This is a genomic window from Herbaspirillum sp. ST 5-3 (genome assembly GCF_004804275.1).
Lineage (GTDB): Bacteria > Pseudomonadota > Gammaproteobacteria > Burkholderiales > Burkholderiaceae_D > Noviherbaspirillum.
This window is the reverse complement of sequence record NZ_STGI01000005.1, coordinates 65,501-82,998: the sequence shown is the minus strand read 5'-3', so window position 1 is coordinate 82,998 and position 17,498 is coordinate 65,501. Positions and strand designations below refer to the sequence as shown.

At 62.3% G+C, this 17,498-nt stretch carries 13 protein-coding genes; 7 read left to right on the top strand and 6 right to left on the bottom strand.

Annotation, left to right across the window (positions count from 1 at the left end; genetic code table 11):
- Positions 1 to 2: 2 nt before the first annotated feature.
- Positions 3 to 482, bottom strand: a complete 480-nt coding sequence (locus E6W33_RS11905; protein ID WP_136417539.1) for a universal stress protein — start codon at positions 480 to 482, stop codon at positions 3 to 5.
- A 12-nt stretch (positions 483 to 494) separates the two neighbouring features.
- On the bottom strand, positions 495 to 968 hold the full coding sequence (locus E6W33_RS11900) for a YbhB/YbcL family Raf kinase inhibitor-like protein (protein WP_136417538.1): 474 nt from the start codon (positions 966 to 968) through the stop codon (positions 495 to 497).
- 188 nt (positions 969 to 1,156) lie between these two features.
- On the opposite strand from E6W33_RS11900, the gene ftsH reads away from it, so the two are divergent.
- Positions 1,157 to 3,046, top strand: coding sequence for an ATP-dependent zinc metalloprotease FtsH (gene ftsH / locus E6W33_RS11895; protein WP_136417537.1), 1,890 nt, complete (start codon positions 1,157 to 1,159; stop codon positions 3,044 to 3,046).
- 75 nt (positions 3,047 to 3,121) lie between these two features.
- Here ftsH and E6W33_RS11890 read toward each other — a convergent pair whose 3' ends face one another.
- Complete coding sequence (locus tag E6W33_RS11890) at positions 3,122 to 3,448, bottom strand: hypothetical protein (protein ID WP_136417536.1); 327 nt, start codon at positions 3,446 to 3,448, stop codon at positions 3,122 to 3,124.
- A gap of 306 nt (positions 3,449 to 3,754) precedes the next feature.
- On the opposite strand from E6W33_RS11890, the gene E6W33_RS11885 reads away from it, so the two are divergent.
- On the top strand, positions 3,755 to 4,258 hold the full coding sequence (locus tag E6W33_RS11885; RefSeq protein WP_136417535.1) for a BCAM0308 family protein: 504 nt from the start codon (positions 3,755 to 3,757) through the stop codon (positions 4,256 to 4,258).
- Between the two features lie 111 nt (positions 4,259 to 4,369).
- On the opposite strand, the gene E6W33_RS11880 is transcribed toward E6W33_RS11885, so the two are convergent.
- On the bottom strand, positions 4,370 to 4,831 hold the full coding sequence (locus E6W33_RS11880) for an RT0821/Lpp0805 family surface protein (RefSeq protein ID WP_136417534.1): 462 nt from the start codon (positions 4,829 to 4,831) through the stop codon (positions 4,370 to 4,372).
- A 286-nt stretch (positions 4,832 to 5,117) separates the two neighbouring features.
- Here E6W33_RS11880 and E6W33_RS11875 point away from each other — a divergent pair, with 286 nt between their 5' ends.
- The 5 genes from E6W33_RS11875 to E6W33_RS11855 all read left to right on the top strand — a co-directional run bounded on the left by E6W33_RS11875 (position 5,118) and on the right by E6W33_RS11855 (position 14,413).
- Complete coding sequence (locus tag E6W33_RS11875; RefSeq protein WP_136417533.1) at positions 5,118 to 6,929, top strand: adenosylcobalamin-dependent ribonucleoside-diphosphate reductase; 1,812 nt, start codon at positions 5,118 to 5,120, stop codon at positions 6,927 to 6,929.
- A gap of 3 nt (positions 6,930 to 6,932) precedes the next feature.
- Positions 6,933 to 8,687: a DNA polymerase/3'-5' exonuclease PolX gene (polX, locus tag E6W33_RS11870; protein ID WP_136417532.1), complete on the top strand. Its 1,755-nt coding sequence runs from the start codon at positions 6,933 to 6,935 to the stop codon at positions 8,685 to 8,687.
- Positions 8,688 to 8,711: 24 nt separating this feature from the next.
- Entirely contained in the window at positions 8,712 to 10,331 is a 1,620-nt protein-coding gene (groL, locus tag E6W33_RS11865) for a chaperonin GroEL (RefSeq protein ID WP_136417531.1), read from the top strand.
- Between the two features lie 68 nt (positions 10,332 to 10,399).
- Positions 10,400 to 11,107, top strand: a complete 708-nt coding sequence (locus E6W33_RS11860) for a hypothetical protein (protein ID WP_168798619.1) — start codon at positions 10,400 to 10,402, stop codon at positions 11,105 to 11,107.
- 93 nt (positions 11,108 to 11,200) lie between these two features.
- Entirely contained in the window at positions 11,201 to 14,413 is a 3,213-nt protein-coding gene (locus E6W33_RS11855) for a DUF748 domain-containing protein (RefSeq protein ID WP_136417529.1), read from the top strand.
- A gap of 31 nt (positions 14,414 to 14,444) precedes the next feature.
- Here E6W33_RS11855 and E6W33_RS11850 read toward each other — a convergent pair whose 3' ends face one another.
- Positions 14,445 to 15,284 (bottom strand): universal stress protein, encoded by an 840-nt coding sequence (locus E6W33_RS11850; RefSeq protein WP_136417528.1) that lies wholly within the window; start codon positions 15,282 to 15,284, stop codon positions 14,445 to 14,447.
- Positions 15,285 to 15,479: 195 nt separating this feature from the next.
- Positions 15,480 to 17,177: a 2-isopropylmalate synthase gene (leuA, locus tag E6W33_RS11845; RefSeq protein ID WP_136417527.1), complete on the bottom strand. Its 1,698-nt coding sequence runs from the start codon at positions 17,175 to 17,177 to the stop codon at positions 15,480 to 15,482.
- Positions 17,178 to 17,498: the final 321 nt, after the last annotated feature.

Genomic DNA, 17,498 nt, shown 5'->3' with positions numbered 1-17,498 from the left:
CCTCATTCCTCAGTAGCTCGTTCGTTTTGGCGCGCCTGTGTGCGGTGGACCAGTACCGGCATGCGGCATGCAGTCAGGACTCTCAGGGTGACGTCGCCCAGCAGCGCCTGGTTTCGGCCACCGCGGCCATGCGATCCCATGAAGATCAGGTCGCAGCGGTTTTCTTCGGCAGCGTCGAGGATCGCCTGCGGGGTGGATTTCGCAAACGTGACAACAGCGGTGAACTTCAATCCCGATCCGGCGGCTGTGTCATGCAAGTGGGCGAAATAGGATTTGCCTTTCCTGCGCATCGACGCCTCATACTCTTCCTCGGTGGGAACATCGTCGGGCAAGTTGTCCGACGTGGCGTATTCGTAGGGCGGCGCGACGAAGAGACCGATGGCCTCTGCGCCTTGCTCCGCCGCGAACCGGATGCCGGCGAGCGCGGCCGCGCTTCCGATTTCCGAACCATCGGTCGGCAGCAGAATCTTCTTGTAACTCACCGAGGTCTCCCTCTACGTGCGTTGATACGTTCCGATCAATTCTGCTTGTTCGAGGATGTGCCCGTGCATGGCCTGTTCGAGTTGCGCCTTGGTTGGCTTGTGCAGGTCAGGCAGGACGATGTCGAGCGCATACAGCTTGTGGAAGTAGCGATGGCGGCCGATCGGCGGGCAGGGGCCGCCGTAACCGGTGCGCTTCCAGTCATTGCTGCCTTCGCGCGTGCCTTGCGGCAAGGTATGCACGGTAGCGCCTTGCTGCAGCCCGGCGGCATCCGTCGGCAGGTTATACAAGACCCAATGTACCCAGGTTCTTTGCGGCGCGGCGGGATCGGGCGCGTCCGGATCGTCGACGATCAAGGCCAGACTTTTCGCCTCGGCCGGCACGCCCGACCAGCTCAGGGGCGGGGAGAGATCTCTGCCGTCGCAAGTGTGGATGGACGGCATGCTGCCGCCGGCACTGAATGCCGTTGAAGTGAGAGTCATGCCCATTGCTTGCCCTCCATCGCGATGATATGCACGCTGCAGACAGTATCCGATTCATTCTAATCGTGCGTGTTTTCCCGGCATACCGCCGACCTGCGCGAGACCGGAATTTCTTGACTTTGGTCAAAGGCGAAGCCGCGTGGCACGGTGTAAGTTGAATGCAAGCGAGCCTCGCCGGACAGGGAAGAGCCACCATGCAAGAACCGAGCAACGATGTCACCAGGAACATTCGCATACCGCTCTGGTATCTGCTGCTCTTGCCGCTCGTTTTCCTCCTGATGCAAACCCTCTTTCAGACGGAACGCACACAGCTCGCTTACAGTGATTTCAAAAATCTGCTGAATGCGGGGAAAGTGAGCGAAGCAAACGTTGCCGACGACGTGATCACCGGCACGCTCAAGGCCGACGGACTGGACCAGATCCTGCCCGAGCAAACCCGATCGCAGTTGAAATGCAAGGGTGATCGCGGCTGCAACTTCATCACGGTGCGCGTCGCTGATCCGCAACTGGTGGAGGAAATGCAGGAACAAGGCGTGCGCTTCACCGGCCAGCAAAAGAGTGAATGGTTCAACACCTTGCTGTCATGGATCATTCCTCTGGGCCTGATCTTCTGGCTGTGGGGCGGCCTTGCCAAGCGAACCGGCATGTCGTCCGTGTTCGACATCGGCAAGAGCAAGGCACGTGTCTATGTCGCCAACAAGACCGGCGTGACCTTCGACGACGTGGCCGGCATCGACGAGGCCAAGGACGAACTGATGGAAATCGTCGAATTCCTGAAGAATCCGGAGCGCTACCGCAGGCTGGGCGGAAAGATACCCAAGGGCGTGCTGATCGTGGGTGCGCCCGGCACCGGCAAGACCCTGCTCGCCAAGGCGCTCGCGGGGGAAGCGGGCGTGCCCTTCTTTTCGATCAGCGGTTCGGAGTTCGTCGAGATGTTCGTCGGCGTGGGCGCGGCGCGCGTGCGCGACCTGTTTTCGCAGGCGGAGGAAAAGGCGCCCTGCATCATCTTCATCGATGAGCTCGATGCGCTGGGCAAGGCGCGCGGCATGAGCGTGGTGGGCGGTGCCAACAGCGAGCAGGAGCAGACGCTGAACCAGTTGCTGGTGGAAATGGACGGCTTCGATACCAACAAGGGCGTGATTATCCTGGCCGCCACCAACCGCCCGGAAATCCTCGATCCCGCCTTGCTGCGCCCGGGCCGCTTCGACCGGCATATCGCGCTCGACCGGCCCGACCTCAAGGGACGCGAAAAGATTCTGGCCGTGCATGCCAAGCACATCGTGTTGTCGCCCGACGTCGATCTCTCGTTGGTGGCTGCGCGCACCGCCGGATTCGCCGGCGCCGACCTCGCCAACCTGATCAATGAGGCTGCCCTGCTGGCGGCGCGCAACGGCAAGGAAAAGGTTGGCATGGACGACATCGACGAAGCCATCGACCGCATCGTCGCGGGCCTGCAAAAGAAGACTCGCGTGATGAACCCGAAGGAAAAGGAAACAGTCGCCTATCACGAAGCCGGTCATGCGCTGATCGCGGAATTGCGGCCCAACGCGGATCATGTGAACAAGATTTCGATCATCCCGCGCGGCATCGCGGCGCTCGGCTACACCCAGCAGCTTCCGACCGAAGACCGCTACCTGCTCAAGAAAGCGGAATTGCTGGACCGGCTCGATGTTTTCCTCGGCGGGCGCGTGGCGGAGGAACTGGCGTTTGGCGACGTGTCCACCGGTGCGCAGAACGACTTGCAGATGGCGACCGACATGGCGCGCCACATGGTGACGCAGTACGGCATGAGCGAGAGGCTGGGGCTGGCGGCCTTCGAGGAAGCGCGTGCGCCATTTCTGTATCCTTCGTCCTTGCAGGAAAAGAAAGCCTACAGCGAAAATACCGCCCAGATCATCGATGCGGAAATCGCCCGGCTGATCGACGATGCGCACATGCGGGTGAAGGGCACGCTGACGCAGCATCGCAATCTGCTCGATACGGTGGCGCGTGCATTGCTGGAAAAGGAAACGCTCGATCGCGAAGAGTTGAGCAAGTTGATCGCGGGAACGCCGGAGAAAAATGATTCTGTCGAGGGCGGATGACGCATTGCGCGTGGTCCGCATCTGCAACAAAGGGTATGCCGGACAGAAATCATCCTTCCCGGAAAGCAAAGCGGTTTACACCATGCCCAGTATCCGTCCGATTTCGGCGATGTAGGGGCTGTCCTTCAGCACTTCTCCCTCGATTCTGGCCGTGACGTTCTGCAGCGCGTCACGCACGGCATGCAGGCTTTCACCGACCCGGTCTTCCGCTTCGCCGGGTGACGCAAGTACTTGCTTGAGCGTGTCGATTTCTTCCCGCAGATCCTGCACATGCGGGGTTTCCATGGGAGCCTTGGCCAGTTCCTGCTCAAGGTCGGCTATGAGGCGGCTGATGCGCTCCAGGCTGAATTCCTGGTGTTCGGCGCTGGTGGCGCCGGGGCGCTGGTTTTCCGGAGTTGTCATGATGGCTGGTTTCTCCCTCGGTAGATGTGAAGCGTCCTCGCTTTGATTGTATACCCTTGAAAATGTTTGCGGTGGCACATGCCATGTGAAAAACAGCGATGTCGTGCCGCGTTGCGACGCGACAACGCGCTTTGATTTGATTTTTCAGCGTTCGCAGATCGTAAAAAGATATAGAGTGAAAGTGGAGCTGCCGGCGTCGCACCCGACGCCGCGGCAAATTCCACTGTCTGACGCCTTGGATAATGTGCGACAGCCCGAAGTCGGGACGGCCCCGTCTTCTGCGCTGCGCTTGAAAGGAGAAATGTGATGAAATCGGTACAGCCACCTGGATCCACGTTTCGACCCGGACGGCATCTTGAGATGTTCGATGGCCAGATCAAGGATCCCTATCAGGACCGGGAAAAACTAGCGGAGCCGACGGTGTGCGCGGACTGCGGCGCGGTGTATCACGAAGGCCGCTGGCAATGGAGTGCCGCCCCGGCGAACGCGCATCAGGCCACATGCCCCGCCTGCCACCGCATCCACGACAAACTGCCTGCCGGCTATGTATCCATCGAGGGGCAGTTTGCACAGGCGCACCGCGAGGAATTGATCAGCCTGGCCCGCAATCTGGAGGCGCGCGAAAAGGCGGACCACCCGCTGCAGAGAATCATCGCCATCGAAGATCAGGACAATCAGCTCATGATCACGACCACGGACATCCATCTCGCGCGCGGGATCGGTGACGCCTTGCATCATGCGTACAAGGGCGAACTTGAATATCAGTACAACGAGGACGAATACTTGCTCCGCGTCCGCTGGCGGCACTAGAAGGCTGTCGAAAAACGACTGTACGGGTCGATTTGGGGCGCTACTGCGTTCTGCACACCCAAACTCGGCCCGCTCGCCACGTTTTTCAACTGCCTGTTCAATCCAGTGGTGTTATTGATTGACCGCTCGCCAGCTCCCGTCGGGCTGGCGGCAGGCGGTGCCGTAGATCGTCTCTTTTTTCCCGCCGACCCGGCCGTCGACCGTGTATTCGCGGCAGGGCGTGCCGGCGCTTTCATACGTGCGTGTCGGCTTCACTGCATATTCATTGCCGGTATCCGGATTGCGCCAGTGCGAGGTCACACCGGTGCGCACGCTTTCGAGCGAGTGGGCGACCTTGAGGCGATCCGTGTCATCCATCGAGCGGCCGACCGAACCGCCCACGGTGGCACCCAGCAGCGTGCCGACCACGGTCGCCGCTGTTCGGCCATGACCGCCACCGACCTGCGAGCCGAGCGCACCGCCCAGCACGCCGCCGATGACCATGCCGCTTTGCTCCTGGGTCGGAGGCACGGCGCAGCCGGCGAACGCGACGGTGCAGCACAGGATGGTGATGCCGGTGAGTTTGGCATGCATGAGAGCAATCCTCCAGTCAGGGATATCGTATCCAGCATAGGCGCCATTGACCATGTCGTGTTGACCCTCATTAAGGGAGACGTGTTCGTGCATCCCCATTCTTTGTCGCGGGCAACTTCGTCGGCATGCGCTGCCGGTGCAGGGCGAGAGGGCGAAGCGATGCATGCGCCAATTCCGAAAACCTTGAGATAGATCACTTTTATACGGGCTGTTGCGCACCTAAGCTGTAACAAGTACTTTGGTCGAGAATCTCATCCCCGTCGCTCACACACATGTGGAGGTCATCATGCCCATCACCATGTTTTCCGAACCGATTGCGGCGCAGGTATGGCGCAACAAATATCGCCTGGTCGAAGACGGCCATGCCAGCGAGCCTGACATCACCCAGACCTGGTCGCGCGTCGCGCTGGCCTTGTCCAGCCCGGAGACACATCATCGCGACGAATGGCGCGCGCGTTTCGAAGCCGCACTGTCGCATTTCCGCTTCCTGCCGGGAGGCCGCATCCTCGCAGGCGCAGGCAGCGGGCGGCGCGTTACGCTGTTCAACTGCTTCGTGATGGGCTCCTTGCATGATTCCATCGACGGTATCTTTTCGTCGCTGGCGGAAACCATGCTCACCATACAGGCTGGTGGCGGCGTCGGCTGTGATTTCTCCACGCTGCGGCCGGCCGGCATGCAGGCAGCGGGATCGGGCAACATTGCGTCCGGACCGGTGTCCTTCATGCAGGTCTGGGACCAGGCATGCGCCACGCTGGTGTCGACCGGAAGCCGGCGCGGCGCGATGATGGCGACCTTGCGCTGCGACCATCCGGATATCGAACGCTTCATCGATGCCAAGCGCGATCTGCATTCCCTGCAGCACTTCAATCTGTCGGTGCTGATCAGCGACGCATTCATGCGCGCGGTGGAGCAGGATGAGCCGTGGCAACTGGTGTTTCCGCTTGCGGGCAGGGCCGTACCCGCCGGCGCAATGGTATGTGAACGGAAATGGTCGGGGTCATTCGAGACCGAGCAATGCATCGTCCTGCGCACCGTGTCGGCGCGTGCCTTGTGGGAACGTCTGCAGAAGGCTGCGTTCGAATGCGGCGATCCCGGCGTGATCTTCATCGATCGCGTGGAGAGCGAGAACAATCTCTACTACGCTGAAACCATCAGCGCGACCAATCCTTGCGGCGAAGTGCCGCTGCCGCCGCATGGCGCGTGCAATCTCGGCTCCATCAACCTGACGCAGTTCGTGAACGATCCATTCGGTTCGCAACCGCGCCTCGACCTGCAGGGCATCGCCGCCACTGCCGCGATCGCGACGCGCATGCTGGACAATGTGTATGAAGTGTCGACTTTCCCGCTCAAGGCGCAGGAAAAGGTGGCGCACGCCTCGCGCCGCATCGGGCTGGGCATCACCGGGCTGGCCGATGCGCTCGCCATGCTTGGCGTGCGTTACGGCTCCAGCGCATCACTGGATGTTGCGCGCACTGTCATGCAGACGATTTGCCACGCGGCCTATCGGACATCGATCGACCTGGCGCAGGAACGCGGCGCTTTTCCCGAATGCAATCCGCAGAAATACATCGAGGGCGCCTTTGTGCGATCGCTGCCGCGCGACATGGTGGAGGTGATTCGCCACAAGGGCATACGCAACAGTCATCTCACCGCGATTGCGCCGGCGGGATCGATCAGCCTGCTGGCCAACAATGTGTCCAGCGGCGTCGAGCCGATTTATGCAATGCATTATCACCGCAATGTGAGGCAGGCAGACGGCACGACTAGCTCGGTGCCGGTGCGTGACTACGCATGGATGCTGTATCGCAAGCTGCATGGTGAGAATGCGCGTCTGCCGGAGTCCTTTATCGAATCGCGCGACATCGATATGAACGACCAGCTCAGGATGCAGGCTGCACTGCAGAGCTATGTCGACCAGTCGATTTCCAAGACGATCAATCTGCCCCCCGATGCGGATCTCGATGCCTGCATGGGCCTGTTCGGACAGGCGTATCAGCTGGGCCTGAAGGGTTGCACCATGTTCCGTCCTCAAGCGGGAAAAGCCGGCGTATTGTCAACGCAGGGGCTCACGATGACAAACGACAAATCCTGCCCATGAACCATGGAACAGCGGGTTCTTGTCCATAACGCGGACGTCGCCGCCGTCTTCCAGCAGATCGCCGACCTGCTGGAAATCGAGGGCAACAATCCGTTCCGCATTCGCGCCTATCGCAACGCGGCGCGCATGCTGAGCACGCTCGCGCCGAGCGTGCAGACCATGGTGGAAGAAAACCGCGACCTGAAGGAGTTGCCGGGCATCGGCCCCGACCTGGCCGGAAAGATCATCGAAATCGTCGCCACCGGCACCTGCGCCTTGCGAGAACAACTGCGCCAGGAATTGCCGCCGGCAATCCATGAATTGCTCTCCGTTCCCGGTCTCGGGCCGAAACGCGTGAAGACGCTGTACGACGAGCGCAACATCCAGACACTGGACCAGCTCGCGCGGGCGGCACGCGCCGGCGAGATCAGCACCATCCCCGGATTCGGCAAGCGCGCCGAGCAACGCATCCTCGAATCGGTGCAGGCAAAACTGTCCAAGGCCAGGCGCTTCCGCATCGACATGGCGGCCCAGATCGCGGAAGCCCTGGTCGCCTACCTGCGCGCAGGCGAGGACGCCAGGCAGATCGAGATCGCCGGAAGTTATCGGCGCAGGCAGGAAACCGTCGGCGACCTCGACATCGTGATGAGCTCCGCGCGGCCGATCCGCCTGCTGCAGCGATTCGTCGAGTTTGGCGACGTTGCGCAAGTTCAGTCGCATGGCACGACGCGCGCCAGCGTGTTGCTGCGGCAAGGCATCCAGGTCGATGCGCGTGTCGTTGCCGACTCCAGCTTCGGTGCGGCGCTGCATTACTTCACCGGTTCCAAGGCGCACAACATTGCGGTGCGACGACTGGCGCAGGCGCATGGATGGAAGCTGAACGAATACGGCCTCTTCTCGAACGAGCGCCGCATCGCCGGCGAAACGGAAGCGTCGGTTTTCAAGGCCGTGGGCCTGCCGTACATCGAGCCGGAACTGCGCGAGAACCGCGGCGAGATCGAAGCAGCGCAGGCCGGGCATTTGCCGAAGCTGGTCGGCCTGACCGACCTGAAAGGTGACCTGCATGCACACACCAGGGCATCGGACGGCAAGAACAGTCTGCGCGAGATGGCATTGGAGGCGCAGCGGCGCGGCTTTGCCTATCTCGCCATCACCGACCATTCGCAGAAGCTGCGGGTTGCGCATGGCCTCGACAGCGGCGCCCTGGCGAAACAGATCGACGAGATCGATCGCCTCAACGAGGAGCTGTCGGGGATCAGGCTGCTGAAGGGGATAGAAGTCGACATCAACGAAGACGGCACACTCGACATGCCCGACGCCATGTTGGCGCGACTGGATATCGTCATCGGCGCCGTGCACAGCAAGTTCACGCTGCCGCGCGAGCGGCAGACCGAGCGCATCCTGCGCGCGATGGATCATCCCTGCTTCACGCTGCTGGCGCATCCGACCGGGCGCATGATCTTCGAGCGCGACGCGTACGAGGTCGACATGCTGCGCATCATTCGTCATGCAAAGGAGCGCGGCTGTTTCCTGGAACTGAACGCGCAGCCGGAACGCCTCGACATGACCGACACCTATTGCCTCGCAGCCAAGCGCGAGGGCGTGCTCGTGAGCATCGGTTCGGACGCGCACAGCGTGTTCGATTTCGATGACCTGCGTTTCGGCGTCGGGCAGGCAAGGCGCGGCTGGCTGGAGAAGAAGGATGTACTCAACACGCGGCCGCTCGGCGCGCTGATGGAGTTGCTGGGCCGGACCAGGCTCGCCGCGTTGTCAACCTGAGATCGACGCTTTAGGGAGATGAAAATGGCAGCAAAGAGCTTGTTGTTCCATGAACAGGCGCGCGCCAAGTTGTGCGCCGGCCTGAACATCCTGGCCGATGCCGTCAAGGTCACGCTCGGTCCGAAAGGCCGGACGGTTGCGCTTGGCAATCCCTACGGCCCGCCGACCATCATCAATTCGGGCGTGATCGTGGCGAGGGAAATCTCGCTGCCTGATCCGTTCGAGAATGTCGGCGCGCAAATGGCGCGCGAAGTCGCGGCGAAGACCTCGGAGATGGCGGGCGACGGCACCACCACGGCAACGGTGCTGGCGCAGGCCATTGTGCAGCAAGGCATGAAATATGTCGCCGCCGGCTTCGATCCGATGGACCTCAAGCGCGGCATCGACGCCGCCGTGGAAGCCGTGGTCGCACGCCTGAAACAGAATTCGCGGAAGGTCAGCTCGAATCAGGAAACGGTGCATGTCGGTACCATCTCCTCCAACGGCGATGCATCCATCGGCGAGATGATCGCGCAGGCGATGGAACGCGTAGGCCGCGACGGCGCCATCAAGACAGAAGAAGGGCGCGGCATGAAGAACGAGCTGGAAGTGGTCGAAGGTCTGCAATTCGACCGCGGTTACCTGTCGCCGTATTTCATCAACGAGGAAGAAAAAGGCCGCGCCGTGCTCGATGATGCGCTGATCCTGATCTATGAAAAGCAGATTGCCTCGATCAATGCCTTGCTGCCGGCGCTGGAGCACGTCGTCAAGGCGGGCCAGCCGCTGCTCTTGATCGCCGAGGATATCAGCGGCGATGCGCTCGCCACGCTGGTGCTCAACTCCCTGCGCGGCGCATTGAAGGTGTGCGCGGTCAAGTCGCCGGGCTTTGGCGATAACCGCAAGGCACAGCTCGAAGACATCGCCATTGTCACCGGCGCAAAAGTGATCTCGGAAGAATCGGGCCTGTCGCTCGAAAAAATCTCTCCTCAGGACTTCGGCCACGCAAGACGCATCGAAGCAGACCGCGATGCCACCACCCTGATCGGCGGTGCGGGCGATCCGGAAAGGATACAGCAGCGCATCGCGCAGATCCGGCAGGAGATCGAGCGATCTGCCGGCGCCTACGAACGCACGCGCCTGGAAGAGCGCGCCGCCAAGCTGGCCGGCGGCGTGGCGCTGATCAAGATCGGTGCATCCACCGAGACCGAGCTGAAGGAAAAGAAATCGCGCGTGGAAGACGCGCTGCATGCGACCCGCGCCGCGGTGGAGGAAGGCATCTCGGCTGGCGGCGGCGTGGCCTTGCTGCGCGCGCGACCTGCGCTCGACGGCCTCAAGCTGGGCAATCTGGCCCAGGAATCGGGCGCCAGGATCGTGCATCGCGCGTTGGAAGAACCTTTGCGGCAAATCCTGAAGAATGCCGGCAAGGACCCGGATGTGATTGTCGAAGACGTCGCCGCCGGCACCGGCAGCTTCGGCTACAACGCGGCGACCGAGGAATACGGCGACATGATGGCCATGGGCGTCATCGACCCGACCAAGGTCACGCGCCTGGGCCTGCAAAACGCGGCGTCGATTGCCGGCCTGATTCTCACCACCGATTGCATCGTCGTCGAGCGCCCGGGCACGGTGGAACACGGCGGAGAAATGGCGGGACTGGGAATGTGAGCGCTAGAATGTCGGTTGCAGCAGAGTTTCCTGCATTGCACAGACATCCGACCAGCCGAACCATCCCCATGCAGAACGCACAACAGCATCGAGAAGAGCAGCACTGGAACCAGCACAAGCTCAGTACGGAGGTCCGCGCGCCGGAAGCGCGGCTTTGGCGTTATGACAAGCCTGCGGTGGTTCTCGGCCGCTCGCAACATGCCATGATGCAAACGGAGGCGGCCATCGCATCCGCCGGTATTGACGTCATTGCGCGCGACGCCGGTGGCGGCGCGGTGCTCGTCGGCCCCTGGATGCTGAGCGCATCCGTCGTCCTTCCCGCGGCGCATCCGCTGGTGACGCTCAGTACGGCGAAAAGCTATCAGTGGATCGGCGATGTGTATGCATCGGCGCTCGACGCGATCGGCATCGCGACGCAGGTTCTCACGCCTGACGAGGCGCATGCATGGAAGCAGGACAATCGCGCTTCCTCGGTCGCATGGGCCTGCTTCGGCGGCCTCTCGCCGGGCGAGGTGGTGATCGACGGGCGGAAGATCGTCGGCTTCGCGCAGGTGCGCAAGCGCAACGGCATCCTGCTGGTCGCCGGCCTGCTGCTGCAGAACCCCGACTGGGCAGCGCTGTGTGAGGCGATGGGAAGACCGCAAGAGGATGCCGCGACCCTGGCCCGCTGCACCACATCCTGCGCCGAGCAATTGGGCCGTCATGTCGCCGCGGCAGACATCGCCGATGCGCTCGAACTGTCGCTCAAGCAGGTAATCGGCGCCGATCCGGATTGAAAATCCGTCACACTCGTCTTTCCCGGGATCAAAACCCGGCGCGCTGCGGACTGTTAAAATCGGAGGGCGTTCCTTCTTCTACCACCGCCTGCCATGCCATCGCACCCATCGCTGCATCTTCCGGCTTTCTTCGGCAAACGCGCAGTTCGCCGTTCGCTCATCACGGCGGGCGCCGCCCTTTTTCTGTACAGCCTGTTCGGCTTTGCCATCCTGCCGGCGATCGTCAAATCGAAACTGGAAAAAATCGCCGCGGAACAGCTGCATCGCCAGCTCACGGTCGGCGCGGTCGAAGCCAATCCGTTCACGCTGGTCGTGAACGTCCGCGACCTGAAACTGCGCGAGCCGGGCAGCGATGTCGTGTTCGCCTCCTTCGAGACGCTGACGCTCAATCTGGCCACCGAGTCCGTGTTGCGGCTGGCGCCGGTCGTGCAGCAAGTGCTGCTGACGAAGCCTTATGTCCACCTGGCGCGCGAGCAGGCGCATCGCTACAACATCGACGATATCCTCGCGCTGATTGCAAGCCAGCCGCCAGCGCCGGAACCGGCGCGTTTTTCGGTCAACAACATCCAGCTGCAACAGGGCCGCATCGAGTTCGAGGACAAGCCGGTCAAGACCACGCACACCGTGAGCGACATCCAGCTCGGCGTGCCTTTCATATCCTCGCTTCCATCGCAGGTGCAGGTATTCGTGGAACCGCTCTTGAGCGCGAACGTCAACGGCACGCCGCTGCTGGTGCAAGGCAAGGCACGCCCCTTTGCCGATCCGCGCGACGCGGTGGTGGATTTCGGCCTGCATGACCTTGACCTGACGCGCTACCTGGAGTACCTGCCTTTCAAGCCGCGCTTCAAGGTGCCCGGCGCCCGGCTGGACATGCAATTGAGCGCAAGCTTCCGCCAGCCGAAGGGCGCGGCCCCGACCGTCTTGCTGCGCGGCGGCGCGACGCTGAAGTCCCTGCGCGTCAACACCCTGGACGGCAAGCAGGTCGTCAAGCTGCCGGAACTGACGGTGACGCTGCATGATACGGACGTGTTCAGCAATCGCATCGACCTGGCACGCGTGCTGTTGAAAGGGCTGGAAGCCGATATGGCGCGCGAGCGCGATGGCCAGCTCAGTCTGCTGCAGCTGCTGCCCGCCTCGGCGCCATCGGGCACGTCCCCATCCGGAACCGGCAAACCGACGCCCGGCATCACCCTCGGCGAGCTGGAAATCCGCGATGCAAGCCTGCGTTACACGGACGAGCACGCATCGCGTCCCAAGCATGCCGGTGTGGAGAAGCTGGACCTGATGCTGCGCAAGATGGCCATCGACACCAAGCAGCGCAGCGTCTCGGTTGGCGAAGTGAGGTCGGGCAGCGCCGGCTTCCTGCTGCGCCAGGACAAGGCTGCTGCACCCGCTGCGCCGGTGTCTGAATCGGCGGCGAAATCCGGGCAGGGAGCGGACAAGCCCTATGCGATCAAGGTGGATCGCATCGACCTGCAGAACTGGACCGCGCGCCTCGAAGATCGCAGCGAGGGGCAGCCCACGGTGACCACGCTGGCGCCGCTCAGCCTGTCGGTGCAGGGATTCTCGACCGCATCCGCAACGCCCGCCGATGTGAATCTGAAAGCCGCCGTCAACAAGAGCGGCCGGCTGGATGTGAGCGGCGGGATCGTTCTCGCCCCCTTCAAGGCCGACCTCGCACTCAAGGCGAAGGAAGTCGATCTGCTGCCCCTGCAGCCCTACATCGCCGACCGGATCAACCTGCGCCTGACGCGCGCGGCCCTGAGCGGCAACGGCAAGCTCACCTTGAATGTAGCCGAAAGCGGCGCGTGGAAAGGCGATTTCAAGGGCGACATGACGCTGGGCAACCTCGCCACCGTCGACAAGCTCAACGGCAACGATTTCTTGCGCTGGAAATCGCTGTTCGCCGGCGGCATCGACCTGCGCCTTGAACCGCTTGCCGTGAAAGTGGACCAGCTCGCCTTGTCGGATTTTTTTGCGCGCGTCATTATCGATCCGAGCGGCCGCATCAATTTGCAGGACATCGTGCGCGATACGTCCGGCGCCCACAAGAGCCTGACCGAGGAAGCAGCCCCGGCGGCAAAGCCGGTAGCGACCGCCAGGAGCGAGGCGCGGGCCGCAGGAAAAATGCCGCCGATCATGATCCGCAAAGTGACGCTGCAAGGCGGGCGTGTGCGCTTCACCGACAATTTCATCCAGCCGCACTACAGCGCGACGCTCAATAATTTCGGCGGCGCCGTGACCGAGCTGTCGTCCGACCCCGGCAGCAGTGCCGGCCTCGACCTTCACGGCGACGTCAACAACGCGCCACTGGCCGTGACCGGCCGCATCAATCCGCTCAAGGGCGATCTGTTCCTCGATCTCAAGGCGAACGTGCGCGGCATGGAGCTGGCGCCGCTGTCCGCCTATTCCGGCAGGTATGTCGGCTACGGCATCGAGAAAGGCAAGCTGTCCTTCGAGGCGGCGTATCGTGTCGACAAGCGCGTTCTCTCGGCCGAGAACCGCCTGATCCTCGATCAGCTTACCTTCGGCGACAAGGTCGACAGCCCGACCGCGACCAAACTGCCGGTGCATTTCGCGGTGGCGCTGCTGCGTGACCGCAACGGCGTGATCGACGTCAACCTGCCGATCGGCGGCTCGCTGGACGACCCGCAGTTTTCCGTTGGCGGCGTCATCGTCAAGGTCATCGTCAACATCATCACCAAGGCCGTCACCAAGCCTTTCGCACTGATCGGCGCGCTCTTCGGCGGCGGCGAGGAGCTGTCCTCGCTCGCTCTTGGTCCCGGCAGCGCCGCCATCCCGCCCGCCGCGGAAGCCAAGTTGACCTCCTTGTCCAAGGCATTGACTGACCGCCCGGCGCTGAAGCTGGAAATTGCCGGAAGAGTGAACCCCGAAGCCGACCGCGACGGCCTCAAGCGCGCATCCGTCACGCGCAAGGTGCGTGCGCTCAAGATGAAGGACTTGCAAGCCCGCGGCGAAACGCCCGAGCCGGGCAGCGTGGTGGTCAGCGCCGGCGAATATCCCGAGCTGCTGACCCGGGCCTACCGCGATGAAAAATTCCCCAAGCCGCGCAACCTGGTGGGCTTGCCCAAGAGCCTGCCGGTGGAAGAAATGGAGAAGCTGATGATCGCCAATGCGGAAATCAGCGACGACGATCTCGTCACGCTTGGCAACCGGCGCGCGATGGCGGTGAAGACCTGGCTGCACAGTCACGGCCAGGTCAGTGACGATCGCATGTTCATTCTGGCGCCCAAGGTGGGCACAGAAGGAGGCAGCGCAAGCGGCGTGGATTTCTCGCTGCGCTAGGGCCGATCACGGTGCGTCGGGCACCGTGATCTTAGTGCGACATGAACACCGGAATCGTCATCGATTGCAGCATGGTCCGCGTCACGCCGCCGAGCAGGATTTCGCGGAAGCGCGAATGCCCGTAGCATCCCATCACCAGCATGTCCGAGCCGAGATCGGCGGCAAGCGACAGCAAGGCTTCGCCGACATCGATTTCCGTCCTCTGCTGCGTGATTTCCACCTTGATGTCGTGTCGCGCGAGAAACAGGCCGATATCGGCGCCGGGTTGCTCGCCGTGCGCATCCGGCAGCTCGGAAGGATTGAGTACCGCCACATGCACGATCTTCGCGCGCCGCAGAAGGGGAATCGCGCTATGCACCGCGCGCGTGGATTCGGCGCTCGCATTCCATGCGATCAGCACGTTGTCGCCGGTCTGCTTCAGTTCGGTCGCATACGGAATCATCAGCACCGGACATCCGCAATTCATCGCCACGTACTCGGGGAAGTTCCCGTACAGCATCGGCGAAGGCTCGTCCGGATCGATCTGGCCGATCACCGCGAGGTCGCTGTAGCGTCCCTGCACGCTGATGCCGCCCAGCGGCTCGTCGTCGACCAGGCGTCGCTCGCGGGACGCGACGCCGGCGGCACTGGCGAGCGATTCGAAGCGATCGAGCGCATGGTTGGCCCGGTCCTGGGCGATCTTCAGGTACTTGTCCACATAGGGGTCGACCTGGCCGAAGGCCATCGATTCATAGGCAATTTTCGAGACGCCGGTGACGGCCGCGCCGACCAGGTGCGCGCCTTCCGCGATCGCCAGGCTGGCTGCGATATTGACTCGGGCGTCCAGGTGACTGGAACCATCCACATGAACCAGAATGGTTTTGTAGGGCATGTTTTCCTCCCGCGGAAATGAGGGCGCCGGCATGTTGCCGGACAGACTGCGCGCCGGTATTGCGCTGCCACTATCAAGCTATGCGCTGTCCGGCGTTTTTTCAATCAAGCGGCCGGCGGATACGGTACCAAGTTGGCGGGAACTTATTTCATATCAAGCCCAGGGCAGGAGATGCGTCTCCTGCCCCAGCTTCGTTTAGGCTGCCTGCGGCACCCGGAAGAATCCGGCCTTGTCGCCTTGCTCCAGCTTGCCGTACGCACGATTGATGCCGCTGATCACGGCGAGGACGGATGCGGTGACGATGTTCTGGTGCATGCCGACGCCGAAGGTGCTGCCCGGCATGCCATCCGCCACGACTTCCACATAGGCAACCGCAGTCGCATCCGCGCCGTGTCCGACTGCCCGTTCTTCATAGGCGTGCAGTCTGGCGGGAACGCGCAAGGCATGCAGCAGCGCGTCGATCGGGCCGTTGCCTTCGCCGCGCAGCGTGATTTCCTGCTCGAACAGTTTCACCGTCAGCTCCACGCCCTGCTGCTGCGCATGTTCGAACAAGTGGTGGCTCACATACCGCAGCGGCTCGACCGACTCCAGGTATTCCTCGCGGAACAAGGTCCAGATATCCTGCGCGCTGACTTCCTGTCCGGTCATGTCGGTCAGCTTCTGCACGGCGCTGCTGAATTCCACCTGCAGGCGGCGCGGCATCGCCAGCCCGTATTCCGCTTCCAGCAGATAGGCAACGCCGCCTTTGCCGGACTGGCTGTTGACACGGATGATGGAGTCGTAGGTGCGCCCGAGATCGGCCGGATCGATCGGCAGGTAGGGAACATTCCACACCGCATCCGGCGCTTGCACGGCGAAGCCCTTCTTGATCGCATCCTGATGCGATCCGGAGAAGGCGGTAAACACCAGGTCGCCGACATAGGGATGGCGCGGATGAATCGGCAATTGGGTGCAATGCTCGACCGTGCGCGCGACTTCATTGATGGCCGAGAAGTCGAGGCCGGGATGCACGCCTTGCGTGTACAGGTTCAGCGCGAGCGTGACGAGGTCCACGTTGCCGGTGCGTTCGCCGTTGCCGAACAGGCAGCCTTCGACCCGGTCGGCGCCGGCCATGACCGCCAGTTCGGCGGCCGCCACGGCAGTGCCGCGGTCATTGTGCGGATGCACGCTCAGCACGATGGAATCGCGGCGCGCGAGATGCCGATGCATCCACTCGATCTGGTCGGCATAGATGTTGGGCGTTGCCAGCTCGACGGTGGCGGGCAGATTGATGATCACCTTGCGTTGCGGCGTCGCGTCCCATACGTCCACGACGGCGTCGCACACTTCCTTCGCGAATTCCAGTTCGGTGCCGCTGAAAGTCTCCGGGCTGTACTGGAAAATCCACTCCGTATCAGGCTGCTGTGCGGCGAGTTGGCGGATCAGTTGCGCACTGCTGACGGCGACTTCCTTCACGCCCGCCTTGTCGAGGCCGAACACCGTTTCGCGAAAATTCGGCGAGGTCGCGTTGTACAGATGGACGATGGCGCGGCGCGCGCCGCGCAGCGATTCCATGGTGCGTTCGATCAGATGGTCGCGCGCCTGCGTCAGCACTTCGATGGTGACATCGGCGGGAATTTCATTGTTCTCGATCAGGCTGCGCACGAAGGCAAAATCGGTGTCCGAGGCGGACGGAAAGGCGACTTCGATTTCCTTGAAGCCGATGGCAACCAGCGTGCGGAACATGCGCATCTTGCGCTCGACATTCATCGGCTCGAACAGGGCCTGGTTGCCGTCGCGCAGATCGGTCGACATCCAGATCGGCGGTGCGCTGATGACACGGTCAGGCCAGGTGCGGTCGGTGAGTTTGATCGGGGAAAAGGATCGGTACTTGCTTGCGGGATTTTTCAACATGCGGTTCTCCATTGCATTCAACTTCGATAAATTTGACTGGTGGTGGCGAAGTGGCTGCCAGGCTGCCACGGACGCGTGGCCTGGCAACCGGGCAGTAGTCGTAGCGTGATCAAAGCAGGATGAAAGAGGTACATGGCATTTCTCGCAAAAGTTGGACAAAGAACTTGCATCCTGTTTCTGGAACAGGTGCACAGAGGGCCGACAGGGAAGGGGGAAGTTTTATGCGCGCGGGACGCGCAGTAGCAGACCCAGCTCGGAGCGAGCTGCCAGGCAGGAAAGAAGGATGGTCTGCGACGTGAACATTCGACCAATCTAAGTCAA